Annotated in this window: 17 protein-coding genes and 1 tRNA gene; 13 read left to right on the top strand and 5 right to left on the bottom strand. The window is 34.2% G+C overall.

From position 1 onward, the window contains the following. Positions 1-85 precede the first annotated feature (85 nt). The 4 genes from GMC_RS0101885 to GMC_RS20410 form a co-directional block, all read right to left on the bottom strand. Positions 86-1,756 carry an ABC transporter ATP-binding protein gene (locus GMC_RS0101885; protein WP_010520544.1) on the bottom strand — a complete coding sequence of 557 codons (1,671 nt, stop codon included), beginning with the start codon at positions 1,754-1,756 and terminating at the stop codon, positions 86-88. A gap of 200 nt (positions 1,757-1,956) precedes the next feature. Next, positions 1,957-2,670, bottom strand: coding sequence for a 3'-5' exonuclease (locus GMC_RS0101880; protein ID WP_010520543.1), 714 nt, complete (start codon positions 2,668-2,670; stop codon positions 1,957-1,959). A 15-nt stretch (positions 2,671-2,685) separates the two neighbouring features. Then, a complete protein-coding gene (locus tag GMC_RS0101875) occupies positions 2,686-3,840 on the bottom strand; it encodes a serine hydrolase domain-containing protein (protein ID WP_010520542.1) in 1,155 nt (384 codons plus the stop codon). Positions 3,841-3,888: 48 nt separating this feature from the next. Continuing rightward, positions 3,889-6,330, bottom strand: a complete 2,442-nt coding sequence (locus GMC_RS20410; protein WP_094766241.1) for a T9SS type B sorting domain-containing protein — start codon at positions 6,328-6,330, stop codon at positions 3,889-3,891. A gap of 460 nt (positions 6,331-6,790) precedes the next feature. On the opposite strand from GMC_RS20410, the gene GMC_RS0101865 reads away from it, so the two are divergent. The 3 genes from GMC_RS0101865 (at position 6,791) to GMC_RS20405 (ending at position 8,674) form a co-directional block, all read left to right on the top strand. Next, positions 6,791-7,912 carry an Mrp/NBP35 family ATP-binding protein gene (locus tag GMC_RS0101865; protein WP_438829875.1) on the top strand — a complete coding sequence of 374 codons (1,122 nt, stop codon included), beginning with the start codon at positions 6,791-6,793 and terminating at the stop codon, positions 7,910-7,912. 3 nt (positions 7,913-7,915) lie between these two features. Beyond that, a complete protein-coding gene (locus GMC_RS0101860; RefSeq protein ID WP_010520539.1) occupies positions 7,916-8,155 on the top strand; it encodes a NifU family protein in 240 nt (79 codons plus the stop codon). Between the two features lie 315 nt (positions 8,156-8,470). Continuing rightward, positions 8,471-8,674: a hypothetical protein gene (locus tag GMC_RS20405; protein ID WP_010520538.1), complete on the top strand. Its 204-nt coding sequence runs from the start codon at positions 8,471-8,473 to the stop codon at positions 8,672-8,674. Here the strand turns inward: GMC_RS20405 and GMC_RS0101850 are convergent. Next, positions 8,671-9,246, bottom strand: a complete 576-nt coding sequence (locus GMC_RS0101850; protein WP_029489542.1) for a phosphatase PAP2 family protein — start codon at positions 9,244-9,246, stop codon at positions 8,671-8,673. The genes GMC_RS20405 and GMC_RS0101850 overlap by 4 nt on opposite strands. A gap of 150 nt (positions 9,247-9,396) precedes the next feature. On the opposite strand from GMC_RS0101850, the gene GMC_RS0101845 reads away from it, so the two are divergent. The 10 genes from GMC_RS0101845 (at position 9,397) to GMC_RS0101800 (ending at position 20,027) form a co-directional block, all read left to right on the top strand. After that, positions 9,397-9,846, top strand: coding sequence for an FKBP-type peptidyl-prolyl cis-trans isomerase (locus GMC_RS0101845; protein WP_029489541.1), 450 nt, complete (start codon positions 9,397-9,399; stop codon positions 9,844-9,846). Positions 9,847-10,099: 253 nt separating this feature from the next. Further along, positions 10,100-11,038 (top strand): lactonase family protein, encoded by a 939-nt coding sequence (locus GMC_RS18655; protein ID WP_010520535.1) that lies wholly within the window; start codon positions 10,100-10,102, stop codon positions 11,036-11,038. A 231-nt stretch (positions 11,039-11,269) separates the two neighbouring features. After that, entirely contained in the window at positions 11,270-14,071 is a 2,802-nt protein-coding gene (locus tag GMC_RS18650) for an amidohydrolase family protein (RefSeq protein WP_438829873.1), read from the top strand. After that, on the top strand, positions 14,068-14,256 hold the full coding sequence (locus tag GMC_RS23125) for a hypothetical protein (protein WP_010520533.1): 189 nt from the start codon (positions 14,068-14,070) through the stop codon (positions 14,254-14,256). Before GMC_RS18650 ends, GMC_RS23125 begins: the two co-directional genes overlap by 4 nt. A 76-nt stretch (positions 14,257-14,332) precedes the next feature. Next, positions 14,333-15,625 carry an amidohydrolase family protein gene (locus tag GMC_RS0101825; RefSeq protein WP_010520532.1) on the top strand — a complete coding sequence of 431 codons (1,293 nt, stop codon included), beginning with the start codon at positions 14,333-14,335 and terminating at the stop codon, positions 15,623-15,625. Between the two features lie 535 nt (positions 15,626-16,160). After that, on the top strand, positions 16,161-17,279 hold the full coding sequence (locus GMC_RS0101820) for a lactonase family protein (protein ID WP_010520531.1): 1,119 nt from the start codon (positions 16,161-16,163) through the stop codon (positions 17,277-17,279). A gap of 260 nt (positions 17,280-17,539) precedes the next feature. Then, positions 17,540-17,878: a thioredoxin gene (gene trxA, locus GMC_RS0101815; protein WP_438829874.1), complete on the top strand. Its 339-nt coding sequence runs from the start codon at positions 17,540-17,542 to the stop codon at positions 17,876-17,878. A gap of 324 nt (positions 17,879-18,202) precedes the next feature. Next, the gene (locus GMC_RS0101810; RefSeq protein WP_010520529.1) at positions 18,203-18,763 is read left to right on the top strand and encodes a DNA-3-methyladenine glycosylase I; all 561 of its coding nucleotides are present in this window, start codon (positions 18,203-18,205) and stop codon (positions 18,761-18,763) included. Between the two features lie 86 nt (positions 18,764-18,849). Beyond that, positions 18,850-19,779: a DUF58 domain-containing protein gene (locus GMC_RS0101805; protein WP_010520528.1), complete on the top strand. Its 930-nt coding sequence runs from the start codon at positions 18,850-18,852 to the stop codon at positions 19,777-19,779. Between the two features lie 174 nt (positions 19,780-19,953). After that, a tRNA-Asp gene (locus tag GMC_RS0101800) sits at positions 19,954-20,027 on the top strand. Positions 20,028-20,296: the final 269 nt, after the last annotated feature.

Genomic DNA, 20,296 nt, shown 5'->3' with positions numbered 1-20,296 from the left:
ATATATTTTTTTAATTTAATAGAATAGTGTTAATTGGATTTCATCATTTTACATTGATGTATCTGCAACATTAATATTAGGCGGTTTATATGCCTTTTGGTATAGCTTCAATAAGTTTTTTAGTATAGCTTTTTTGGGGATTGGAATATATTGCATCTGCATCTCCTTTTTCTTCAATACGCCCTTTATTCATAACCAATAGTTGATCGGCCATGTATTTAACTACGGCTAAATCATGTGAAATAAATATATACGTAAAGCTGTAGCGTTCTTTTAATTCATTTAGTAAGTTCAGTACTTGAGCTTGTACCGATATATCTAGAGCACTTACGGATTCGTCGCAAATTATCAGCTTTGGTTGTAATGCAATAGTACGAGCAATCCCAATACGTTGGCGTTGTCCTCCACTAAATTCATGTGGATACCTATTAAAATGCTCAGTCGATAGTCCTACACTTTCAAGTAGTTCCAGTACTTTTTTATTACGTTGCTGGTCATTTTCGTACAACTTATGCGCTTTCATAGGTTCCATAATAGCTTTTCCAATGGTCATTCTTGGATTTAAACTAGCAAAAGGGTCTTGAAAAATTAATTGGATTTCTTTTCGTAATTCACGCATTTTTCTTCGCGAAAGCGCCGTAATATCAATACCACGGTATTTAATTACTCCTTGATCTATTTTTGTAAGCTGTAGTATCAAGTTTCCTAGTGTTGACTTTCCGCAGCCAGATTCTCCCACTAGGCCCAAGGTTTCTCCTTCGTAAATTGAAAAGCTAACGTTGTCAACCGCTTTAAAAGATGTTTTGGAGAACCAACTGGATTTATTAAAAAAAGTTTTGGATGCATTTATAACTTCCAGAATGGGCTCTTTTGCATATAATTTTTGATGTCTTATTGCTCTATCCTTTGAGGTAAGTAGTGTACTTTTAGGTTTATGATTTAAAAAGTCATTAATAGTCGGTAGTTTTAATAAACGTTCATTTAATGACGGACGCGAATAAATTAATGCTTTTGTATAGGTTGCCTTTGGAGTATTGAAAAGCTGGGTGGTGTTTTGGTGTTCAATAAGTTTTCCTTGATACATGACCATAGTAGTATCGGCGATATCGGCAACTAAGGCTAAATCATGAGAAATAAACAAAATACTCATTTGTTGATCCTTTTGTAACTCCTTAAGTAAAGCAATAATTTCTTTTTGTACCGTAACGTCCAGTGCCGTGGTAGGTTCATCGGCAATAAGTAATTTTGGTTTGCAAGCAATAGCCATAGCTATCACAATACGTTGTTTTTGGCCACCACTTAATTCATGCGGATAGGCATTATAAATACGATTACTGTTGAGCAGTTTTACTTTGTCAAATAAAGCTAATACCTTTTCTTTAACTTCTTGATTGTTATTATTTGTATGTGTTTTTAGTACTTCGGCAACTTGAGGCCCACACTTCATTGAAGGGTTTAAGGCACTCATGGGTTCCTGAAAAATCATACTAATTTGGTTTCCGCGTATGGTTTTAAATTGATCATAGGAATAACCGCCAATATCCTTACCTAAAAATTCAATACTCCCTGAGGTTATAGTAGCAATTTTGGTTGGCAAAAGTCCCATTATGGCCAAGGAAGTAACAGATTTTCCGCTACCAGATTCGCCCACCACACCTAGGATACTATTTTCAGTTAAGCTAAAACTGATGTTGTGTAGCACATTTTTGCCGTTAAAGGCTACGGACAGGTTAGTAACTTTAAGTAAAGGTTTCATACGAGATATAACAAACTTTAATGTGTATAAGGTAGTTCATTTTGATCAATAAGGAGACAATATCTAAAAGCAGTTTTTAGGGTAATTTGATGGTCCAACGTAGATTTTAGTACTTATTCTGTTCAAACTAGACCCCGAATTGTTCGAAGAGCCAAAAAGAGGTAAAGCAGAAACACTAAGTTTTTCATGAGAGTGTTAATTTATACTGAAATAATTTCATGAGTGTCTAATAACTGCTCGTTTTTAAATTTTAAGAGTACTTGAGCCACGGCAATAGTGTCTTTTTCGCAGTAAGTAACAATACGGTCTATATCTTTTTCTTTATAATAGACATCCTTAACCTGGCTGCCATCAATATCATCTTTGGGTGATGGGATGCCTAAAATACTTGTCAATAATTTTAGTGATGTGTAATGCTTAAAATCTCCAAATTTCCATAATTCCAAGGTATCTAAATGAGGTACTTCCCAAGGCTTTTTGCCAAATAAATTAAGTTTGTTTGGTAACGAAATTTCATTTATGATCATTCGGCGTGCTATGTAAGGAAAGTCAAATTCTTTACCATTATGTGCGCAAAGAACGTGCTGAGGTTTGTCAAAATGCGTTTCTAACAAAAGTTTGAATTCCTGAAGCAACTTTTTTTCTTTACCGTAAAATGATGTGACTCTAAATTGCCTTTTTGAGGGATTGTTAGTAAAATACCCCACTGAGATGCAAACAATTTTTCCAAATTCAGCCCAAATACCTGCTCTATCGTAAAATGCTTCAGCCGTATAGTCGTCTTTACGCTGGTATTGCGTTTTTTTAGCATACAAATCTTGTAAATTTTCAGATAAAGCAGCAAAATTTTCTTGCTGAGGCACTGTTTCTATATCCAAAAATAATACATGGGCTAATTTTAAATTAATATGCATTTGCTAAGTGGTAATTTAATGAAGTTGTAGCATTTGATAGGTTTCATCAATATAGGTAGTAAAATCCTTACTGGTATTGGTTTCGGGATTTGGAAAATCCCTTTGGTGTCCTAAGCGCACGATAATTAAATTATCTTCAGGAATACAAATTACATACTGTCCTAAAATGCCGCGCATATAGCTTATTTTTTTGTCTTTATAATTACTTAACCATAGACCAAACCCATAATTTTCACCATTATCAAATTGTGGAGATTGAGCTTTAACTGCCAATGCCTTGGGAATTAACTGCTTTCCTTTCCAAACACCATTGTGTAACCATAATTGACCAAAACGACCAAAATCACGGGCATTACTTGCAACACAACAGTAGGCTTTTTCCATTTCATTTTTTGTGCCATCAATTTGCCACAATGCATTTGAGTGCATTCCCATAGGTTTCCAAAAACTAGAACTCAAATAATTTGCTAACGGCCGTTTGGCGGCTTTTTTTATACACATAGCTAATAATTGTGTAGCGCCACTAAGGTATTTAAATGATTTGCCTGGTTTTTCAGTTACTTTTAAGCCTAATATGAGTTCTTGAATATTGGTGCTGTAATAAGCTTCGGCAGTCATTGAAAAAGGACTGATGTAGTTTTCATTCCAGTTTAAGCCTGATGACATTGATGATAAATTACCTACAGTAAGTTGATTGGCAAACTCTCCTTTAATTTCAGGGAAGAATTTTTTTACTGGTGTATCCAAGTTTGCTATATAGCCATCGTCAATCGCTTTAAAAAGTAAAGCGGTTGTAATGCTTTTCGCCATCGAAAAGGAATTTGTTAAGCTTGTGCTTGAATATCCTTTGGCATAATCTTCGTACCAAATACTGTCATTTTTAATCACTAAAAAAGCAACAGTTCCTAGGCGTTCATTTATGAAGTTTAATTTTTTTGTTGGCTCTACTTTATTGTAATCTTTATGAAGGGGAAAATCCTGAGTAATGCCTTTATTTATCGTGTGTGTGTCAAAATGTTTAGTGTCGTCAATATATGCAGTGGTATGTCCCGTAAAATAAACAACCCGAACTCCTTTTAGAATATATTCATAATCAAAAATAAAGAGTAAAGCGATTATTGTTAATAAAAGCAATGCGACAATTGTAAAAAGTTTCTTCAACCATTTCATTTATATTAAATATACATAAAAAGTAGTTGTAATGGGAAGTACAAGTATTTATCTTTTTAAGGTAAAATGATTAACATGGTATTTCGGGATGTTGTTAACGGTATATTCTACCTTAAACCAGTATTCATCCACAGGCATATGTTTATTGTTGTAGGTGCCATCCCAACCTTCGCCTGACACCGCTAGTTTTTTTAATAATTTTCCATACCTGTCAAAAATAAAAATTTCAGCTAAAGGATCAATTTCTCTAAGCCCAACAATATTCCAGGTGTCGTTTATACCATCTTGATTTGGGGTAAAAAAATTGAATAATTCAATTCCATTAACGGGTATAGACACGCTTCCGCAACCATCAGCATCTTTAATGGTAATGATATGATCGCCAAGGCCAACGTTTTTAAATTCTCCACTTTCTTGAAAAGCACCATTATTTAATTGAAAAACATAAGTAGATGTTTCGTTACCAGTAGCAGTAGCCAAAATGGTTTTACTTTCATTAAACAAATCTGTTGTAAAATTAGCGCTGAAAGTTTCGGGTGGCGAAGCAGTTTTTACCTTTGTTTTAAAAAAATCACTACATCCCGTATTTAGATCGGTCACAAAAACTTCATAATCGCCTGATTTATATGCGGTTATTGATGGAACATTGCTGTTTGGGATTTCATTTTCATTAAAAAACCATTTAAATTCAATGTCAGTTGTAGGTAAATTTGTTTCAATTAAGGCAGGAGAAACATCACCTTCTTCCGCTGGAATTATAGTGCCATTAGCGTCTGTACAAATTCTGTAAATATCTTTCAATTCTGGCAATGGCGGCTGCGATACTTGTAAAGTAAAATCTAAAATTTCAAAACACGATCCTGAGGTAGTAGGTAAATTTCGTTTTTCTACACGACCATAAATGAGCTGAGGACTAATTTTGTTTTCGTAACTTTCATCTATGGAATTTTCATCATTTTGAGCATCTTTCAAAGTTTCAAAAAAAGTAATTTTATATGTCGTTTGGTCAATTCCAAGTGAAGCTAAAGTGGGGTAAAATTCAGTAAGGTTGAATAGGTAAATTTGATCACGATCAAGGTCGCAACCAATAAGTGCTGGTATTTCGGTAGTAATTTTAGGTAAGCTTTCTAAAAAAATTGTGAAACTTTCTTCGGTGCTGTAGCAATTTGAATTTGTTATTTCTTCAATTCGAGTAAAAATAACAGTTTCAGGATTTGAAATTAGATAAGGATTAGGTAAGGCATTTTGTTTAAGTTCGGCATCTTCGTTGGATAAAAAATAATCTATTTTATACCTTGTAGCTAATCTTCCATTAAGTAAAGTTTCGTTAAAGGTAGTTTGTAGGTTAACTAATTCTTCTCCTGAATTATCGTTATCGCAAACTAAGTAATCGGTAATATTACCAGGTTTAAGGGGTTCAATCCGTATTTGAAAGGAGCTTTCAGCCCTGCAATTTCCGTCAATATCACTTATACGAACAGTGATATCTTCTATATTGCCAGACGGAATCTGATAATCCTCAGGTCTTGTAATCAGGCTGTTGAGCGTGTCGAAATACTCAATTTTAAATAGTAAGGGATCTTGGTCACCCATGACCAGTTTGGTATTTGTAGTTAAATTAAAGGAAACCCCTTCGGAAAGTTGGCATTCGGAAATATCCAACGGATTTTCTATAATTTCCGGCTGTGGAAAAAATTGCACTTCAAATTCATTAACTCTATTTGAGGCGCCGTTAAAACTTGAGGTGGCACGGTATAAACCAGGTTGTGTTGCTTCAATATTGGGAAAATTACCAATAAAAAGCTCGGTAAATCCTGATCCATCATCAAATTCCCATAGATAGTTTGTAACATCTGAAAAACGAATAGACAAATCCACAGCTTCATCTCCACATCCTTTTTTTATGGAAACAATAGAGCAATCCGTAGTACCAGCACTGGGTTCGCCTATATTGGTTTGTTGTAATTGAATAAAACCTTCAAATTCACTAAAATTAGTAATTACCAATACGTAAAGTTCATTTTTTTTGGCATCAGGTATGGAAAATGATTCTATTTCATCAGGAAGAAAGCTACAGGCAAGTTCATTAGCTGCACGAAGTTCAGTAAAATCACATAAATTGGCATCATCGTCAAATGGTCCCCACAAAATAAAATCAACATCAAGTCCAAGGCCAGTAGGGTTTCCATTATTGTCAAATCTAGTGTTTTGAACGATTTGAAAGTCAAATTTTCCGGCTTCTCCTACCTTAAAAAAGAACCATGCAGGATAGGGTTGAATTTCTAAGCAACTGTATTGAGGACCAAATTCAGCAAAAGTATTGCAGCCTTCAGCACCAAAATAGCAATTTTCAAATATAAAACTTTCACTACCAGCACATAAAGGCTCAATATCAGCGCAAATCCCCCCTTGCGAGTAGGTGCAGGGAGCAATAATCAAAAATGCAAAAAAAGCCAATTTATATGCATAGCGCATGTATTTTTTCATCATAAGGTGGCAAATGTATGTGTAAATTTAAGTTTTAAAAATTAAAAGGGTTATATTTTGCCCTTTTTTAAATACTGATTAGCAATGTGTTAATTACATTAGCTATTTTTGATTTGACGTATTTTGAAAAAAATTGAAGGATTTTGTTTTTAGAAATAGTGTGCACTGCCATTTTTAAATTTGCTTTTCATTTAAATTAATTTCTTAAGGAGAGAAATTGATAGCTCATGCTTACAGTGGATGTTTTTTTAAAATTTTAAAAAGTATGAAATTGAATTTATATAGAAGCATTAAAAGATATAAATGCATCATTAAAAGGTTTATTGATGCGTTTTAGTTTGTTTTATAATGGCTATTGGAAGTATATTTGCACTTAGATTAAATCTAGATAAGAAGAATTGTGGAGCTGATCACAATTTCTACATAAAAGAATACTGAGTTCTATGAAATTAAAAAAGAAGATATTCTTAAAGCATTAGAAACAATCACTGTAGCTGGCGAAGGTAAAAATATGGTGGAAAGTGGTGCGGTAAAAAATGTAATTACATTTGCTGATGAGGTAGTGGTGGATTTGCAATTGTCAAATCCTGCTTTGCATATAAGAAAACGTGCAGAGGTTGATGTGCTTAAGGTAATTCATGAAAAAGTTTATGAAAAGGCTAAAATAAAAGTTAACATATCCGTAGCTCAGCCGGAACCTTCTGCTCCAAAAGCGAATGAAATTAAAGGGAAGCCAATTCCTGGAATTCAAAATATTGTGGCGGTTGCCTCAGGCAAAGGTGGGGTAGGAAAATCTACAGTAACAGCAAATTTAGCGGTTACCTTGAGTAAAATGGGTTTTAAAGTCGGGTTGCTTGATGCGGATATTTACGGACCGTCAGCTCCAATAATGTTTGATGTAGTAAATGAAAAGCCACTTTCAGTAAAAGTAGATGGTCGCTCAAAAATGAAACCAATTGAAAGTTATGGTGTAAAAATTTTATCAATTGGATTTTTTACATCGCCTGATCAGGCGGTAGTATGGAGAGGCCCAATGGCTGCCAAGGCGTTAAATCAAATGATTTTTGATGCTGCATGGGGCGAGCTTGATTTTTTGTTGCTTGATTTACCACCGGGAACTGGGGATATTCATTTATCAATTATGCAATCCTTACCAATTACGGGGGCAGTTGTAGTCAGTACACCGCAGCATGTAGCCTTGGCGGATGCTAAAAAAGGAGTGGCAATGTTTCAGCAGGATAGTATTAATGTGCCTGTTTTAGGTATTGTTGAAAATATGGCATATTTTACTCCCGAAGAGTTGCCTGAAAATAAATATCATATCTTTGGTAAAGATGGCGCTCGAAATTTGGCCGAGGATTTAAAAGTTCCATTTTTAGGAGAATTGCCTTTAGTGCAAAGTATTCGAGAAGCTGGCGATGTGGGGCGACCTGCAGCTTTACAGGATAATACAATTATAGCGGCTTCATTTGATGAAATTACTAAAAATGTAGTGCAACAAGTGGTGGAACGCAATAAAGACTTACCACCTACAGAAGCAATTAAAATTACAACAATGGCAGGTTGTGCTGCTGTTAAAAAATAATATATGACAGCTACTGAATTACAAAAAAATGTAGAAAAAGCGCTTGAGGAAATTCGTCCGTTTTTAAAAAGTGATGGAGGGGATATTCGTTTGGTTGATATTGAAGAAGGCAAACGTGTAAAGGTGGAATTGCAAGGGGCATGCGTTGCTTGTAACGTGAACCAAATGACATTGAGATCTGGTGTGGAAATGACCATTAAAAAATATGCGCCACAAATTGAAGAAGTTATTGATATTTCTTAACTCAGATTTCTGGAAACTGTAAGTTATTCAAAATACAATTATTACCGCAATACATACGCGGTTTTTAAAGAGGTAGATCCACTAGGTTTACCTTTTTCTGTTTGGCATTATGTAAGTAAATCAGGCAGCTCTTATTATTATACAAAAACGGGGGTCTATCGGTTATCAAATCATTGGGGTAGGGCAGCTAAATGTCGATGGGTATTAGAGTCCAACGGTGAAATATATGTCTCCAAAGGACGCGCAAGAATTGGATTTGCAGAATGGAATGACTTTTATGAGAACAGCGAGGGCACAAAATCGTATTTTATAAAGGTGGACTTTGAAAATTTAAAGGTTACTTATGATCATAAATCAAGAGACACTTCTGCAAAAGCAACTTACAGAACAGCGAAGGAAACGCAAAAAATCATTCAAAAAGTAAAGCGTTTATTAACAACAAATACTTGGTCTAAATATTATGAATATACAGATTTGGAAGTGTTGCGAAAAGCACTTATCGAAGATTTAATAGCTTAATCATCCGACAATTTTAATTTTGATACTACTACTGGAAATAGCTTATAAAGTAACAAAGCAACCAAAGTACCAACACTAAACCCTACTAGTAAATCTCCAGGATAGTGTACTCCAATATAAACGCGGCTATACCCCATGCCAAACGCCCAAATAATTAGGAAAATAAAAAATTTAGGATATTTAGGTTTTAGTAATGAGCCAATAAATACAGCCAGCGCCATGCTATTGGAAGAATGACCCGAAAAGAATCCGAAACGGCTGCAATATTTTGCAATGTACCTTAGTGATTCTTCTAGTTCAGGAACTTTACAGGGTCTGGGTCTTTGAAATCCATCTTTAGCCAAATTGGTCAATTGATCGGTAAATGTGACCATTACCGCAATAAACAACAGAGATAAAAAAAACTTTTTTTTGCCAAGTACCTTAAATAGCAGTACAAGGGCTATTAGCATTAGTGGTATATGCGTGATTTTTTCGGTATATGTCAGCCAGAATGTGTCCCAGGTTGTTGTTCCTAAGTTGTTGAGGAAGATGAGTAGTTCTGTATCTAGCTCGGAAATTCTTTTTAACATGATCACTAGTTTGTATTGCAAATATGAACTTTTTATTTGAGTAATTTTGTGTAGCAAATGCTATAATTATTAATATTAAGAAATGTAGTCTGGTTAAAACTAACTTCATTAAGCTAAAAAAAAATGCTTAGTTTAGCCAAAAAAATAACTATGCGATTTTTATATAAATTTTTGGTATTATTTACATTAATTGCTTGTAATGATTCTAACGACGATGGTAATACTGAAGTTCAAAACGAGCAAGAAATTAAAGCTTACATAGCTGAAAACAATTTGGATGCCAAAAAAAGTGAATCGGGTTTATATTATGTAATTAAAAAACCTGGAACAGGTGAACAGCCTACAAGCACGTCAAATGTAAAAGTGGCTTATAAAGGTTATTTTACTGATGGTAAGGTTTTTGATGAAAATAAAGCAGGAGTCTCCTTTAATTTAAATGGCGTAATCCCTGGGTGGACCGAGGGTATTCAACTATTTAAAGAAGGTGGGGAAGGAATTCTTTTAATTCCCTCAAGTTTAGGATATGGCAATAGAGGAACCAGAGGAATCCCTGGTGGTACGGTGCTTGTTTTTGATGTGAATTTATTGAAAATAAATTAAATTATTAAGAGTTTATTTAATGCCTAATAATTTAAGCACAGTTCATAAAGTGAGATCTTGATAATCAACAAATTTTTTTTTCATAGCCAAATAAAATTTGGTTTGGATTTGTTTGTGCCCCAACACAAGCTAAATCAAAAAAAATTATCATTATGTTATGTCAATAAAATTAATTCACAGTCTTGTGTGGACTGTACTGTTATGTTCCGTTTTTCATGTTAATGCTCAAAAACAAAAGCCCTATGATTTTTAGGTGGGTACTTTTGAAGGAAAGGTAGGGAGCAAAGGTATTTATAAATTTAGATTAAACAGTCAAGGAAAATTTTCGTCTGTAGGACTAGTAGGGCGTACGGAAAATCCATCGTATATCACTTTTAGTGATGATAAAAGATACTTGCTGTCAGTAAGCTTACCTCCTAGTTTTGGTTCTGGTATTTTAGAATCATTTTTAGTAACAAACCGAGGTTTAAAACCAGTCAGTAAAAGCCCTACTGATAAAGCACCATGTTTCGTTACTGTAAGGAATGAACATGTGTTGATTGCAAACTATTCAGGCGGCAGTACCGAATTATTTAAATTATCCCCAAATGGTAAATTATCACATTCTTTATCTAAAGAGCAGCATGAAGGTAATGGGGTAAACGACAGGCAGGAAGCCCCACATTCACATTCGGCCTGGTTTTCCCCAGATTCCAATGTTGTAATTTCACCAGATTTAGGAACAAATCATTTGTGGTTTTCCGAACTGGATTCTTCTCAATTAAAGCTTAAGCCTAACATGCAAAAAAAATTAAAGATGACTAAAGGAGCTGGTCCACGTCATTTGGCATTTCACCCCAATAATTCCAGTTGGATTTATGTAGTTAGTGAATTAAATAATACCATTTCATTTGTGCAAAAATCTGAAAAAGGAAAGTGTAAAATAATAGCATCTACTAGTACATTGCCTAGTACAAATACAGGAAAAAATGTGGCCGCCGACATTGGTATTTCTAGCGATGGTAAATTTTTATATGCATCTAATAGAGGTGATTTTCCACGTCATTTTGCTTTTTCTCCAAATGAAGAATTTTTGGTGGTAGCCAATCAAAACTCAAACAACCTGGTTTCTTATAAAAGAAATAAAAATACAGAGGAACTTACATTTGTTGATAAAATTAAAGCGCCAAACCCCACGTGTGTTTTGTTTTAAGCTTCTTAACAAAAAAGGAAATTCAAACAACGCTGCCTCAATTATTTTTTGTGATTGAGTCAGTATTCTGAATAACAGCACTTTACTGTAATTTATCTAATCCTACCCCCTATTTTTAACAATTGAATTAGCTTATTCAAGTGTGATAATTTTGTTAAAAACCCAGAAAAAGTACAAGGAGACATGGCAGTTAAGGTATATTTAGCGCTAACAATTCACTTTTTTGTACTTATGAAGAAACTGCTTTTATCGCTGAGCATATTGGCTTTTGGGCATTCCATGTTAGCGCAGGATTATTTTCCTAAAAATGATGGCGTAAAAATAGCAAAGGATAATTATTATGTATTTACCAATGCTACTATTCACACTACTCCCGATGTTACTTTAAAGAACGCAACTTTGGTGGTGCAAAAAGGAAAAATTGTATCGGTAGGAAAAAGTGTTTCTATTCCAAAAAATGCTATTGTCGCAGATTTGAATGGGAAGCATATTTATGCTTCATTTATTGATCCAATGACTAGTTTTGGGATAACAAAACCAAAAAATAAATCTAAAAACCCTTGGAGTGGAAATCTGCAATATGACAGCAGTCGTACAGGTTATTACTGGAATGATCATGTGCGACCTGAAACCAATGCCTTAGATCATTTTAAATATGATGAAAAAAAAGCGAAAGAATATTTAAAAGAGGGTTTTGGAACAGTAAATACACATTTAAACGATGGTATTATTCGCGGTACTAGTTTGTTGGTGGCCTTAAATAATGAAGCCAATACTTCGGAAAGATTACTTGATGATCACACTTCGCAATTATTTTCTTTTGAAAAAAGTGTTAAAAGTAAGCAGGTATATCCTACTTCATTAATGGGGGCTATTGCGCTGATCAGACAATTTTATTTGGATGCTGATTGGTACGCAAAAGGTAATGTTGCCACCAAAGATCTATCTATTGAAGCCTTTAATAGCAACAAAAAGTTACCTCAAATTTTTTACGCAGGGAGTACTATTAATAGCATCAGAGCTGACAAATTAGGAGATCAGGCAGGTGTGCAGTACGTTTTAGTAGGCGGCGGGAAAGAGTATGCCCGTATAAATGAAGTCAAACAAACAAATGCGTCCTACATTATTCCGCTAAATTACCCCGATGCTATGGATGTTTCCGATCCGTTGATGCAACATTTGGTTAGTTTGCACGATATGCGATACTGGAATCAAGCACCGGCAAATGCAGCAGTATTGTCAAAAAATGGAGTTACATTTTCGTTAACTACTGATCGGTTAAAAAAATTGAGTGATTTTTCTAAAAATTTAAAAAAAGCTATTAAAAATGGATTAGATAAAAAAACAGCGTTGGAGTCATTGACCACTATACCGGCTAAAATTTTAGGAAAAAGTGATCAGTTGGGGGTATTAAAGGTAAATGCTATTGCTAATTTTTTAATTACCAAAGGGGAACTATTTTCGGATGATAATATCATTTATGAAAATTGGGTACAGGGCGCAAAAAACAGTATTGTTGATATGAATACTGTAGATTTAACAGGCAGTTATGCGCTTACGCTAGAAGGTAAAAAGTATGATTTGACTATTTCAGGAAAGCCTAATAAGCCAAAATCCAAACTTAAGTTAAATAATAAAAAAGTAGCAAGTAAAATTAACTATAAAAATAGTTGGGTAACGCTTTCAGTATCGGATGTGGACACTACTAAAACAGCCTTTACACGTTTGGTTGCTTTAATTGATAAAAGCGCGAATTGGCAAGGCAAAGCTGTACTGCCAAGTGGTGCCGAAACTACATTTAATGTAATAAAAAAAGAGAAAGAAAAAGAAAAAGCTGCAGAAAAAAAGTATAAGCAAAAAGAGGAGCCACCCAATAAAATTATGCCAATTACATTTCCTAACATGGCGTATGGATTTAGTAGTTTGCCAATTGCAAAAACCGTGTTGTTTAAAAACGCTACAGTGTGGACTAATGAAGCCGAAGGTATTTTGCAAACTACTGATGTATTAGTTAAAAGCGGTAAAATTGTTAAAATTGGTAAAAATTTAGTGTCAAAAAATGCAGAAGTGATTGATGCTACTGGAAAGCATTTAACATCGGGGATTATTGATGAACATGCGCATATTGCCACGGCAGCAGTAAATGAGGCGGGTCACAATTCATCAGCAGAGGTAACTATAGAGGACGTAATTGATCCCGATGATATTAATATTTACAGAAACCTTGCAGGGGGCGTTACATCCATACAAATCCTACATGGATCGGCAAACCCTATTGGAGGGCGGTCGGCTATTATAAAATTAAAATGGGGTGAAAGTGCTGAAAATTTAAAATTTAATAATGCGCCAAAATTTATAAAATTTGCTTTAGGTGAAAATGTGAAGCAAAGTAATTGGGGAGGTAAAACACGTTTTCCTCAATCCCGAATGGGGGTGGAGCAATTGTATATAGACTATTTTTCAAGAGCTTTAGAATATGAGCAAAAAATGAAGAGTGGGAAGCCCTATCGCAAGGATATAGAATTAGAAACCTTGCTCGAAATTGTAAATGGAGCGCGCTTTATAAGTTGTCATTCGTACATTCAGAGCGAAGTAAATATGCTTATGAAATTGGCTGAAAAGTTCGGGTTTAAGGTAAATACATTTACGCACATTTTGGAAGGGTACAAAGTGGCTGACAAAATGCGCATACATGGCGCAGGTGGCTCTACATTTTCGGATTGGTGGGCATATAAATATGAGGTAAATGATGCCATACCTTATAATGCCTCAATTATGCACAAGCAAGGGGTTACTGTCGCTATAAATAGTGACGATCCTGAAATGTCCCGAAGGCTAAATCAAGAGGCTGCAAAATCGGTTAAATATGGAGGTGTAAGTGAGGAAGATGCCTGGAAATTTGTCACCTTAAATCCAGCAAAACTTTTACATATTGATGATCGCGTAGGGAGTATAAAAGTAGGCAAAGATGCGGATCTGGTGTTATGGACTGACAATCCTTTATCAGTGTATGCTAAGGCAGAAAAACAATGATTGATGGTGCAATTTATTTCGATCTTGAAAACGATATAAAATTGCGAAAAAATAGGGCAAATGAAAAAAATGAACTAATTACAATGCTTTTGAAGGCGAAAAAGGGAGGTGCAAAAATGCAGACACCAAAAAAGAAAGACAAGCAACATTTTCATTGTGATACCTTGGAAACCATTAACCAATAAAGGAAAAATTACCATAACTATTTGTGTTTAGATCAAATTCAATATGTAATTGGTAGGAGATTAATACTACATTATCATGAAAAAATTAGTTTATTTTTTAGCATTTATTTTTTGTGTTGCGAAGCTATTTTCTCAACAAACACCAGCAAAAAAGCAACTTGGGATACACTCTATTGTTGGAGCAACGGCGCACGTAGGCGACGGTACTATTATTGAAAATAGCGTTTTGATTTTTGAAAACGGAAAAATTAAGGTTATTGGAGCTGAAGGGTCAATTACCCCTGCTGGAGAAATAATAAACGCCAAGGGGAAACATGTCTATCCAGGATTTATTGCGCCAAATACTACTTTGGGTCTGGTGGAAATTGATGCGGTAAGGGCTTCGGACGACGAAAGTGAAATAGGTACTTTTAATCCGCATATCAGAAGTGTTATTGCCTACAACACCGAAAGTAAGGTGGTTGAAAGTATGCGTCCAAATGGGGTATTGATAGCTCAAATAACTCCAAGGGGAGGACGTATATCTGGGACTTCGTCTATTGTACAGTTAGATGCTTGGAACTGGGAGGATGCGGTGTTAAAAATGGATGATGGAGTACACATTAATTGGCCGAGTATTTATAAGCGTGGACACTGGTGGAGTGGCGAAGACCCTGGAATAAAACCGAATGATAAATATAATGAAGCGGTAACAAAATTAAAAGAATACGTGTTACAAGCGAAAGCTTCTGTTGAAGGGAACAATCAAAGAAACCTTCCTCATTTGGCGTTAAAAGGAGTTTTTGAAGGGGATAAAGCATTGTACATTCATATAAATTCTGAAAAAGCAATTTTGGATGCCATTCAATTTATAAAAGTGTTCAAAATAAAAAGACCCGTTTTAGTAGATGCAGATCAAGCCTATAAGGTAGCAGCTCAATTAAAGGCGAACAATATCCCTGTACTTTTAGAGCGTGTACATTCCACGCCTGATTTTGATGATAGTGATTATGATCTACCGTACAAACATGCCAAATTACTCATGGACGCAGGGGTTACAGTGGCCATACAAAATGCAGGGGATATGGAGCGTGCCAATGTTAGAAACTTACCCTTTCAGGCGGGAACCGTAGTGGCGCATGGAATGAGTAAAGAGCAAGCACTTCAGTTAATTACTTTAAATGCAGCTAAAATTCTTGGTATAGATGATCAAGTGGGAACTTTGGCAATTGGTAAGGATGCTACGCTGTTTATAAGTAAAGGAGATGCATTGGATATGAGAACCAATCAACTGGAAAAAGCCTTTATACAAGGGCGAGATATTAGTTTGGAAACACATCAAACAGCACTTTGGAAGCGTTACAGTAAAAAATATACTGAAAAAAAATAACCAAATTTAACGAAGTATCTGGCTTATTGAAAATTTAGCTCAAACATTTTTGAGTATATAACCAAGAAGAAATCTTTAAATTGGAAACGTTTTGATTGCGTATAACTTAGGAGTATTGTTCCATAAAATTTCGGGGTTAATTTGACGATTCCATGGCATTTAAATATCGATGAGCTATTTGTTGTTTATAAAATGTAAGACGCAAAGTATTTAGAATTTTTGATTAAAATTGAAAAACTGGCAGTGTTATTGTTTAGTTTCATTTATTACTTATATTCGTTTATTCGTATTTTTTGAGCATTTACATTGAAAATTTGCATAAAAAATACATGAATGATTATTGGGTCTGATTTTAATTTGCTTGAATAAAAATTAGAATTTTTTTGTTTGCACGAAAAAGTAACTACAAGCCAAACAAGAGCTGAGGTAATTTTTTATTGAATGTAAGCGAAAAAAACTACTTTAAAAAGTAATTTATAGTCGGTAACAATTCGAAACATAAGTTTAATTTTAAAATCAATCAAATTCAATTTTAATGAAGAAAATTTATAATAGTATCCTAGGTGTTTTATTAACGTTAATTATTTTTCAAATGAATGCACAAGAAAGTACAGCCCATGAATTTTACGTGGGGACCTTAACTTTTGAAGGGGATAGTAAGGGTATTTACAAATATACTTTGGATAGCAACGGAAAATTTAAATCTTTAGGCCTAGTTGCCGAAACTGACAGTCCATCCTATTTGGCACTTACTGAAGATAAAAAAATATTGGTTTCTGCCAATATGGATAAAAATTGGGGAAACGGAAAAGTAACTTCTTTTTCAGTTGCCGATAAAGGTTTGGTAGCTATAAGCGAAAGTCAAACTGACAAAATTCCTTGTCATGTTTCCATTAAAAATAAATACGTGTTAATTTCAAATTACGGTGGTGGAAATACGGAATTGTTTAAGCTAGATGCTTCAGGTAAACTATCAGAACTATTATCAAAGGAGCAACATGAAGGAACGGGTACTCACGAACGTCAGGAAGCACCGCATGCACATTCGGCATGGTTTAAACCTAATTCAAATGAAATAGTATCGGTTGACTTAGGAACAAATCATTTATGGTTTTCTGAATTGAATGAAACCAAAAAAGCATTAGAACCTTCAAAACCTAAAAATTTCGCGATGGCAACTGGAGCAGGACCACGTCATTTGGCATTTCACCCATTAAAGCCTCAGTTCATATATGTGTTAAATGAATTAGATAATACTGTAACTTTGGTTGAAAATAATAAAAGTAATAGTTACAAGGTACTTTCTTCTATTTCAACGTTACCAAAAGACTTTTCAGGGAAAAATACAGCAGCTGATATTCATATTTCAAAAGATGGAAAGTTTTTATATACTTCTAATCGAGGGGACAATAACTCTTTAGCCATTTTTAAAATTAACGAAACAACTGGCATTTTGTCGCTAGTAGGAATTGAACCTACAAAGGGGGAGGTGCCAAGGAATTTTGCAATTTCACCAACGGAAGATTTTATTGTGGTAGCTAATAAAAAAACCAATAATTTAGTTTCGTTTAAGAGAGATAAGGTTACTGGTAAATTATTATTTACGGATGAAATTACAGCTCCAACACCAACATGTGTTTTATTTTATAATTAATATAATTTCTTTCAGTTAAACCTATAACTAGTTGTTAATATACTTTTTATGCTTACTAATTTTAATTAACATAAAATTGTGTTTCGTTTGTGGTCAAAGTATTATAGGTTTGTGAAACAGATTTAGGATTGTTTGTTATAACTTATAGTTATTTGCAATGTACAATTATATAAATCAAGTCGATAACCGTATAAATAAATATGATTTATGGTTTGTAAGTATTGGTACAATAATTGACTAAGTTTGTGTAATAAAATTTAATAACCGTTAATAATAAATATATGGCTTTAGAAATCACAGATGCTACTTTTGATGAAGTAGTTTTAAAAAGCGACAAACCTGTTTTAGTAGACTTTTGGGCAGCATGGTGTGGTCCTTGTAGAATGGTTGGTCCAATCATTGAAGAGATAAGCAGCGAGTACGAAGGTAAAGCTGTAGTTGGGAAAGTGGACGTTGATGCAAATCAGGAGTTTGCCGCTAAATACGGAGTTCGTAACATTCCAACTGTATTGGTTTTCCAAAATGGAGAGGTAGTAGGTCGCCAAGTAGGGGTGTCTCCTAAAACTGTTTATGCAGAAGCAATAGATTCTTTATTGTAATCAATATAATTTAAATACTTAAAAGCCCAACAGTAATGTTGGGCTTTTTGCGCTTGTATTAATAAGATTTCTAAAAAATCTAATACCGTTTCCTAAAATTAAATTTCCTCATTTAGCGAGGTTCTTTTTTTGCTTGATACTTCAAAACAAACAAGACTATAGCTGGGACTACGTTGTATTTTCTTTTTTCTCTTTTTTTTTGAACAAAAAAAGTTTTAAAATTTATTAGAGTATTTTAACATCAAAACCAATATAAGTAGGTGTTAATTTTGTGAATAAAGTGCTATAAGCATTACATTTAAGGAATAAATGAATTATTAGAAAATGAAAACACGTTGTCAATGGGCTTGTAAAACGGAGCATGAAAAGCACTATCACGATACTGAGTGGGGAGTGCCACTGCATGATGATCAATTACTTTTTGAATTTTTAATTTTAGAAGGTGTTCAGGCGGGCTTAAGTTGGTCTACAGTTTTGGCAAAGAGAGATAATTATCGTGTCGCTTTTAATAATTTTGCCCCTCGGGTAGTGGCTAATTATTCTGAAAGTAAAATTGAAGACTTGCTCCAAAACCCTGGAATAATCCGTAATAAATTAAAAGTAAGGGCGGCAGTTACTAATGCAAAAGCTTTTTTAAAAGTAGTGGAGGAGTTTGGGTCTTTTGATACGTATATCTGGGCTTTTGTAAATTATAAGCCAATAGTAAATACCTGGAAAACATGGAAGGAAATACCAGCAACTACCCCTATATCCGAAGCAATGAGTAAGGATTTGAAAAAAAGAGGTTTTAAATTTGTGGGGCCTACCATTTGTTATGCGCATATGCAAGCTACTGGTATGGTAAATGATCATGTGGTAGATTGCTTTAGGTATCATGAAGTTTAATTTTTACAAATAGTTCAAAATGTTTTGATCTATAAAAAGTGTCGTTAAATCTGTAATTCGTAATCAATAATTTCTAATTTAAAAGGATGAACATTAAAGATGCAGTACAACTAGGAGCAGGTTTTGGAAATCTGGATTTTTTAGCAAAACAAGTAGTCGAAGGTTTTATTTCAGGAATGCACAAAAGTCCTTTTCATGGATTTTCCGCAGAGTTTGCTGAACATAAAGTATATAATCAAGGTGAGAGTACTCGTCATATTGATTGGAAACTTTATGCAAAAACTGATAAATTATATACAAAACGCTATGATGATGAAACAAATTTAAGATGTCATTTTATATTGGATAATTCTTCATCAATGCACTATCCTATATTAAAAAAGCAAAGTTTAGATACGTATAATAAAATTGGTTTTTCAGCTTTGGCAATTGCCAGTCTAATGAATTTATTGAAAAAACAGCGTGATGCTGTTGGTTTAAGCGTGTATAATAATCATTATGACTACTATGTCCCTGAAAAGGGAAGTGAGCGTCACCACGCTATGCTTTTAAACCAATTGGATGTAGCAATTCAAAACCCTGAAAATAGTATAGGAACAGATACTTATGCTATTTTACATCAAATTGCAGAAAAACTACATAAGCGATCCATGGTCGTTTTATTTTCAGATATGTTTCAAACCAGCTCCGATTCCGACAAGTTGTTTGAGGCGCTTCAACATTTAAAGCATAATAAACACGAAGTCATTTTATTTCATACGCTAGATTATGAAACTGAAATGGAGTTTGACTTTGAGTCCAAGCCTCAGCGATTTATTGATGTAGAAACAGGAAAGTACATGGATTTGTATGCTGAAAATGCCAAAGATGCATATAAAGAAGCAATGTTTATGTTTACAGATCAATTAAAAGCTCAATGTGCTCAGTACCGAATTCATTATGTACCGGTAAATATTCAGGAAATGTTTCATCCGGTGCTTACCCGTTTTTTAGTACAGCGCCAAAAGTTTGGTTAATGCTGAACAATGATAAATGGTAAGTTTTTTTCTTTCAATTAAGGTTTCTTTATGTTTGATAATCAATTTCTTAATTAAAAATTAAAAATTAAAAATTAAATTGACGAATATTTTTTTTAAAAAGTCTTGGTAAAGTAAAAAAAGGTCGTATCTTTGCACACGCAATAACGCACTGGTCTGGTAGTTCAGCTGGTTAGAATACCTGCCTGTCACGCAGGGGGTCGCGGGTTCGAGTCCCGTCCAGACCGCAAGTATTGTAAAAAGCTTCAAAGAAATTTGAAGCTTTTTTTGTAAAATGTTGTGTTGCGCTATATTATGGTGATATGGCCAAAGTTAAACCTCTAAGGTTTATCAACGAGAAGCTTTTCCTAATTATGGAGAGGCTTTTTTATTTTGGAGTATAATGGATCAACCCGAAAAGTTGTGGGATGATAATTTTTAAGCATATATATTTGACAGTCTAAATAAGAAAAATGATACAGATTTCACCCCTCTGAATTGACTTCTAAATGCTTTT

The organism is Aquimarina agarivorans, from assembly GCF_000218485.1.
In the GTDB taxonomy this organism is placed as follows: Bacteria; Bacteroidota; Bacteroidia; order Flavobacteriales; family Flavobacteriaceae; genus Aquimarina; species Aquimarina agarivorans.
The sequence above is the reverse complement of the archived record's forward strand: the minus strand, read 5'-3'. Positions and strand labels throughout refer to the sequence as shown.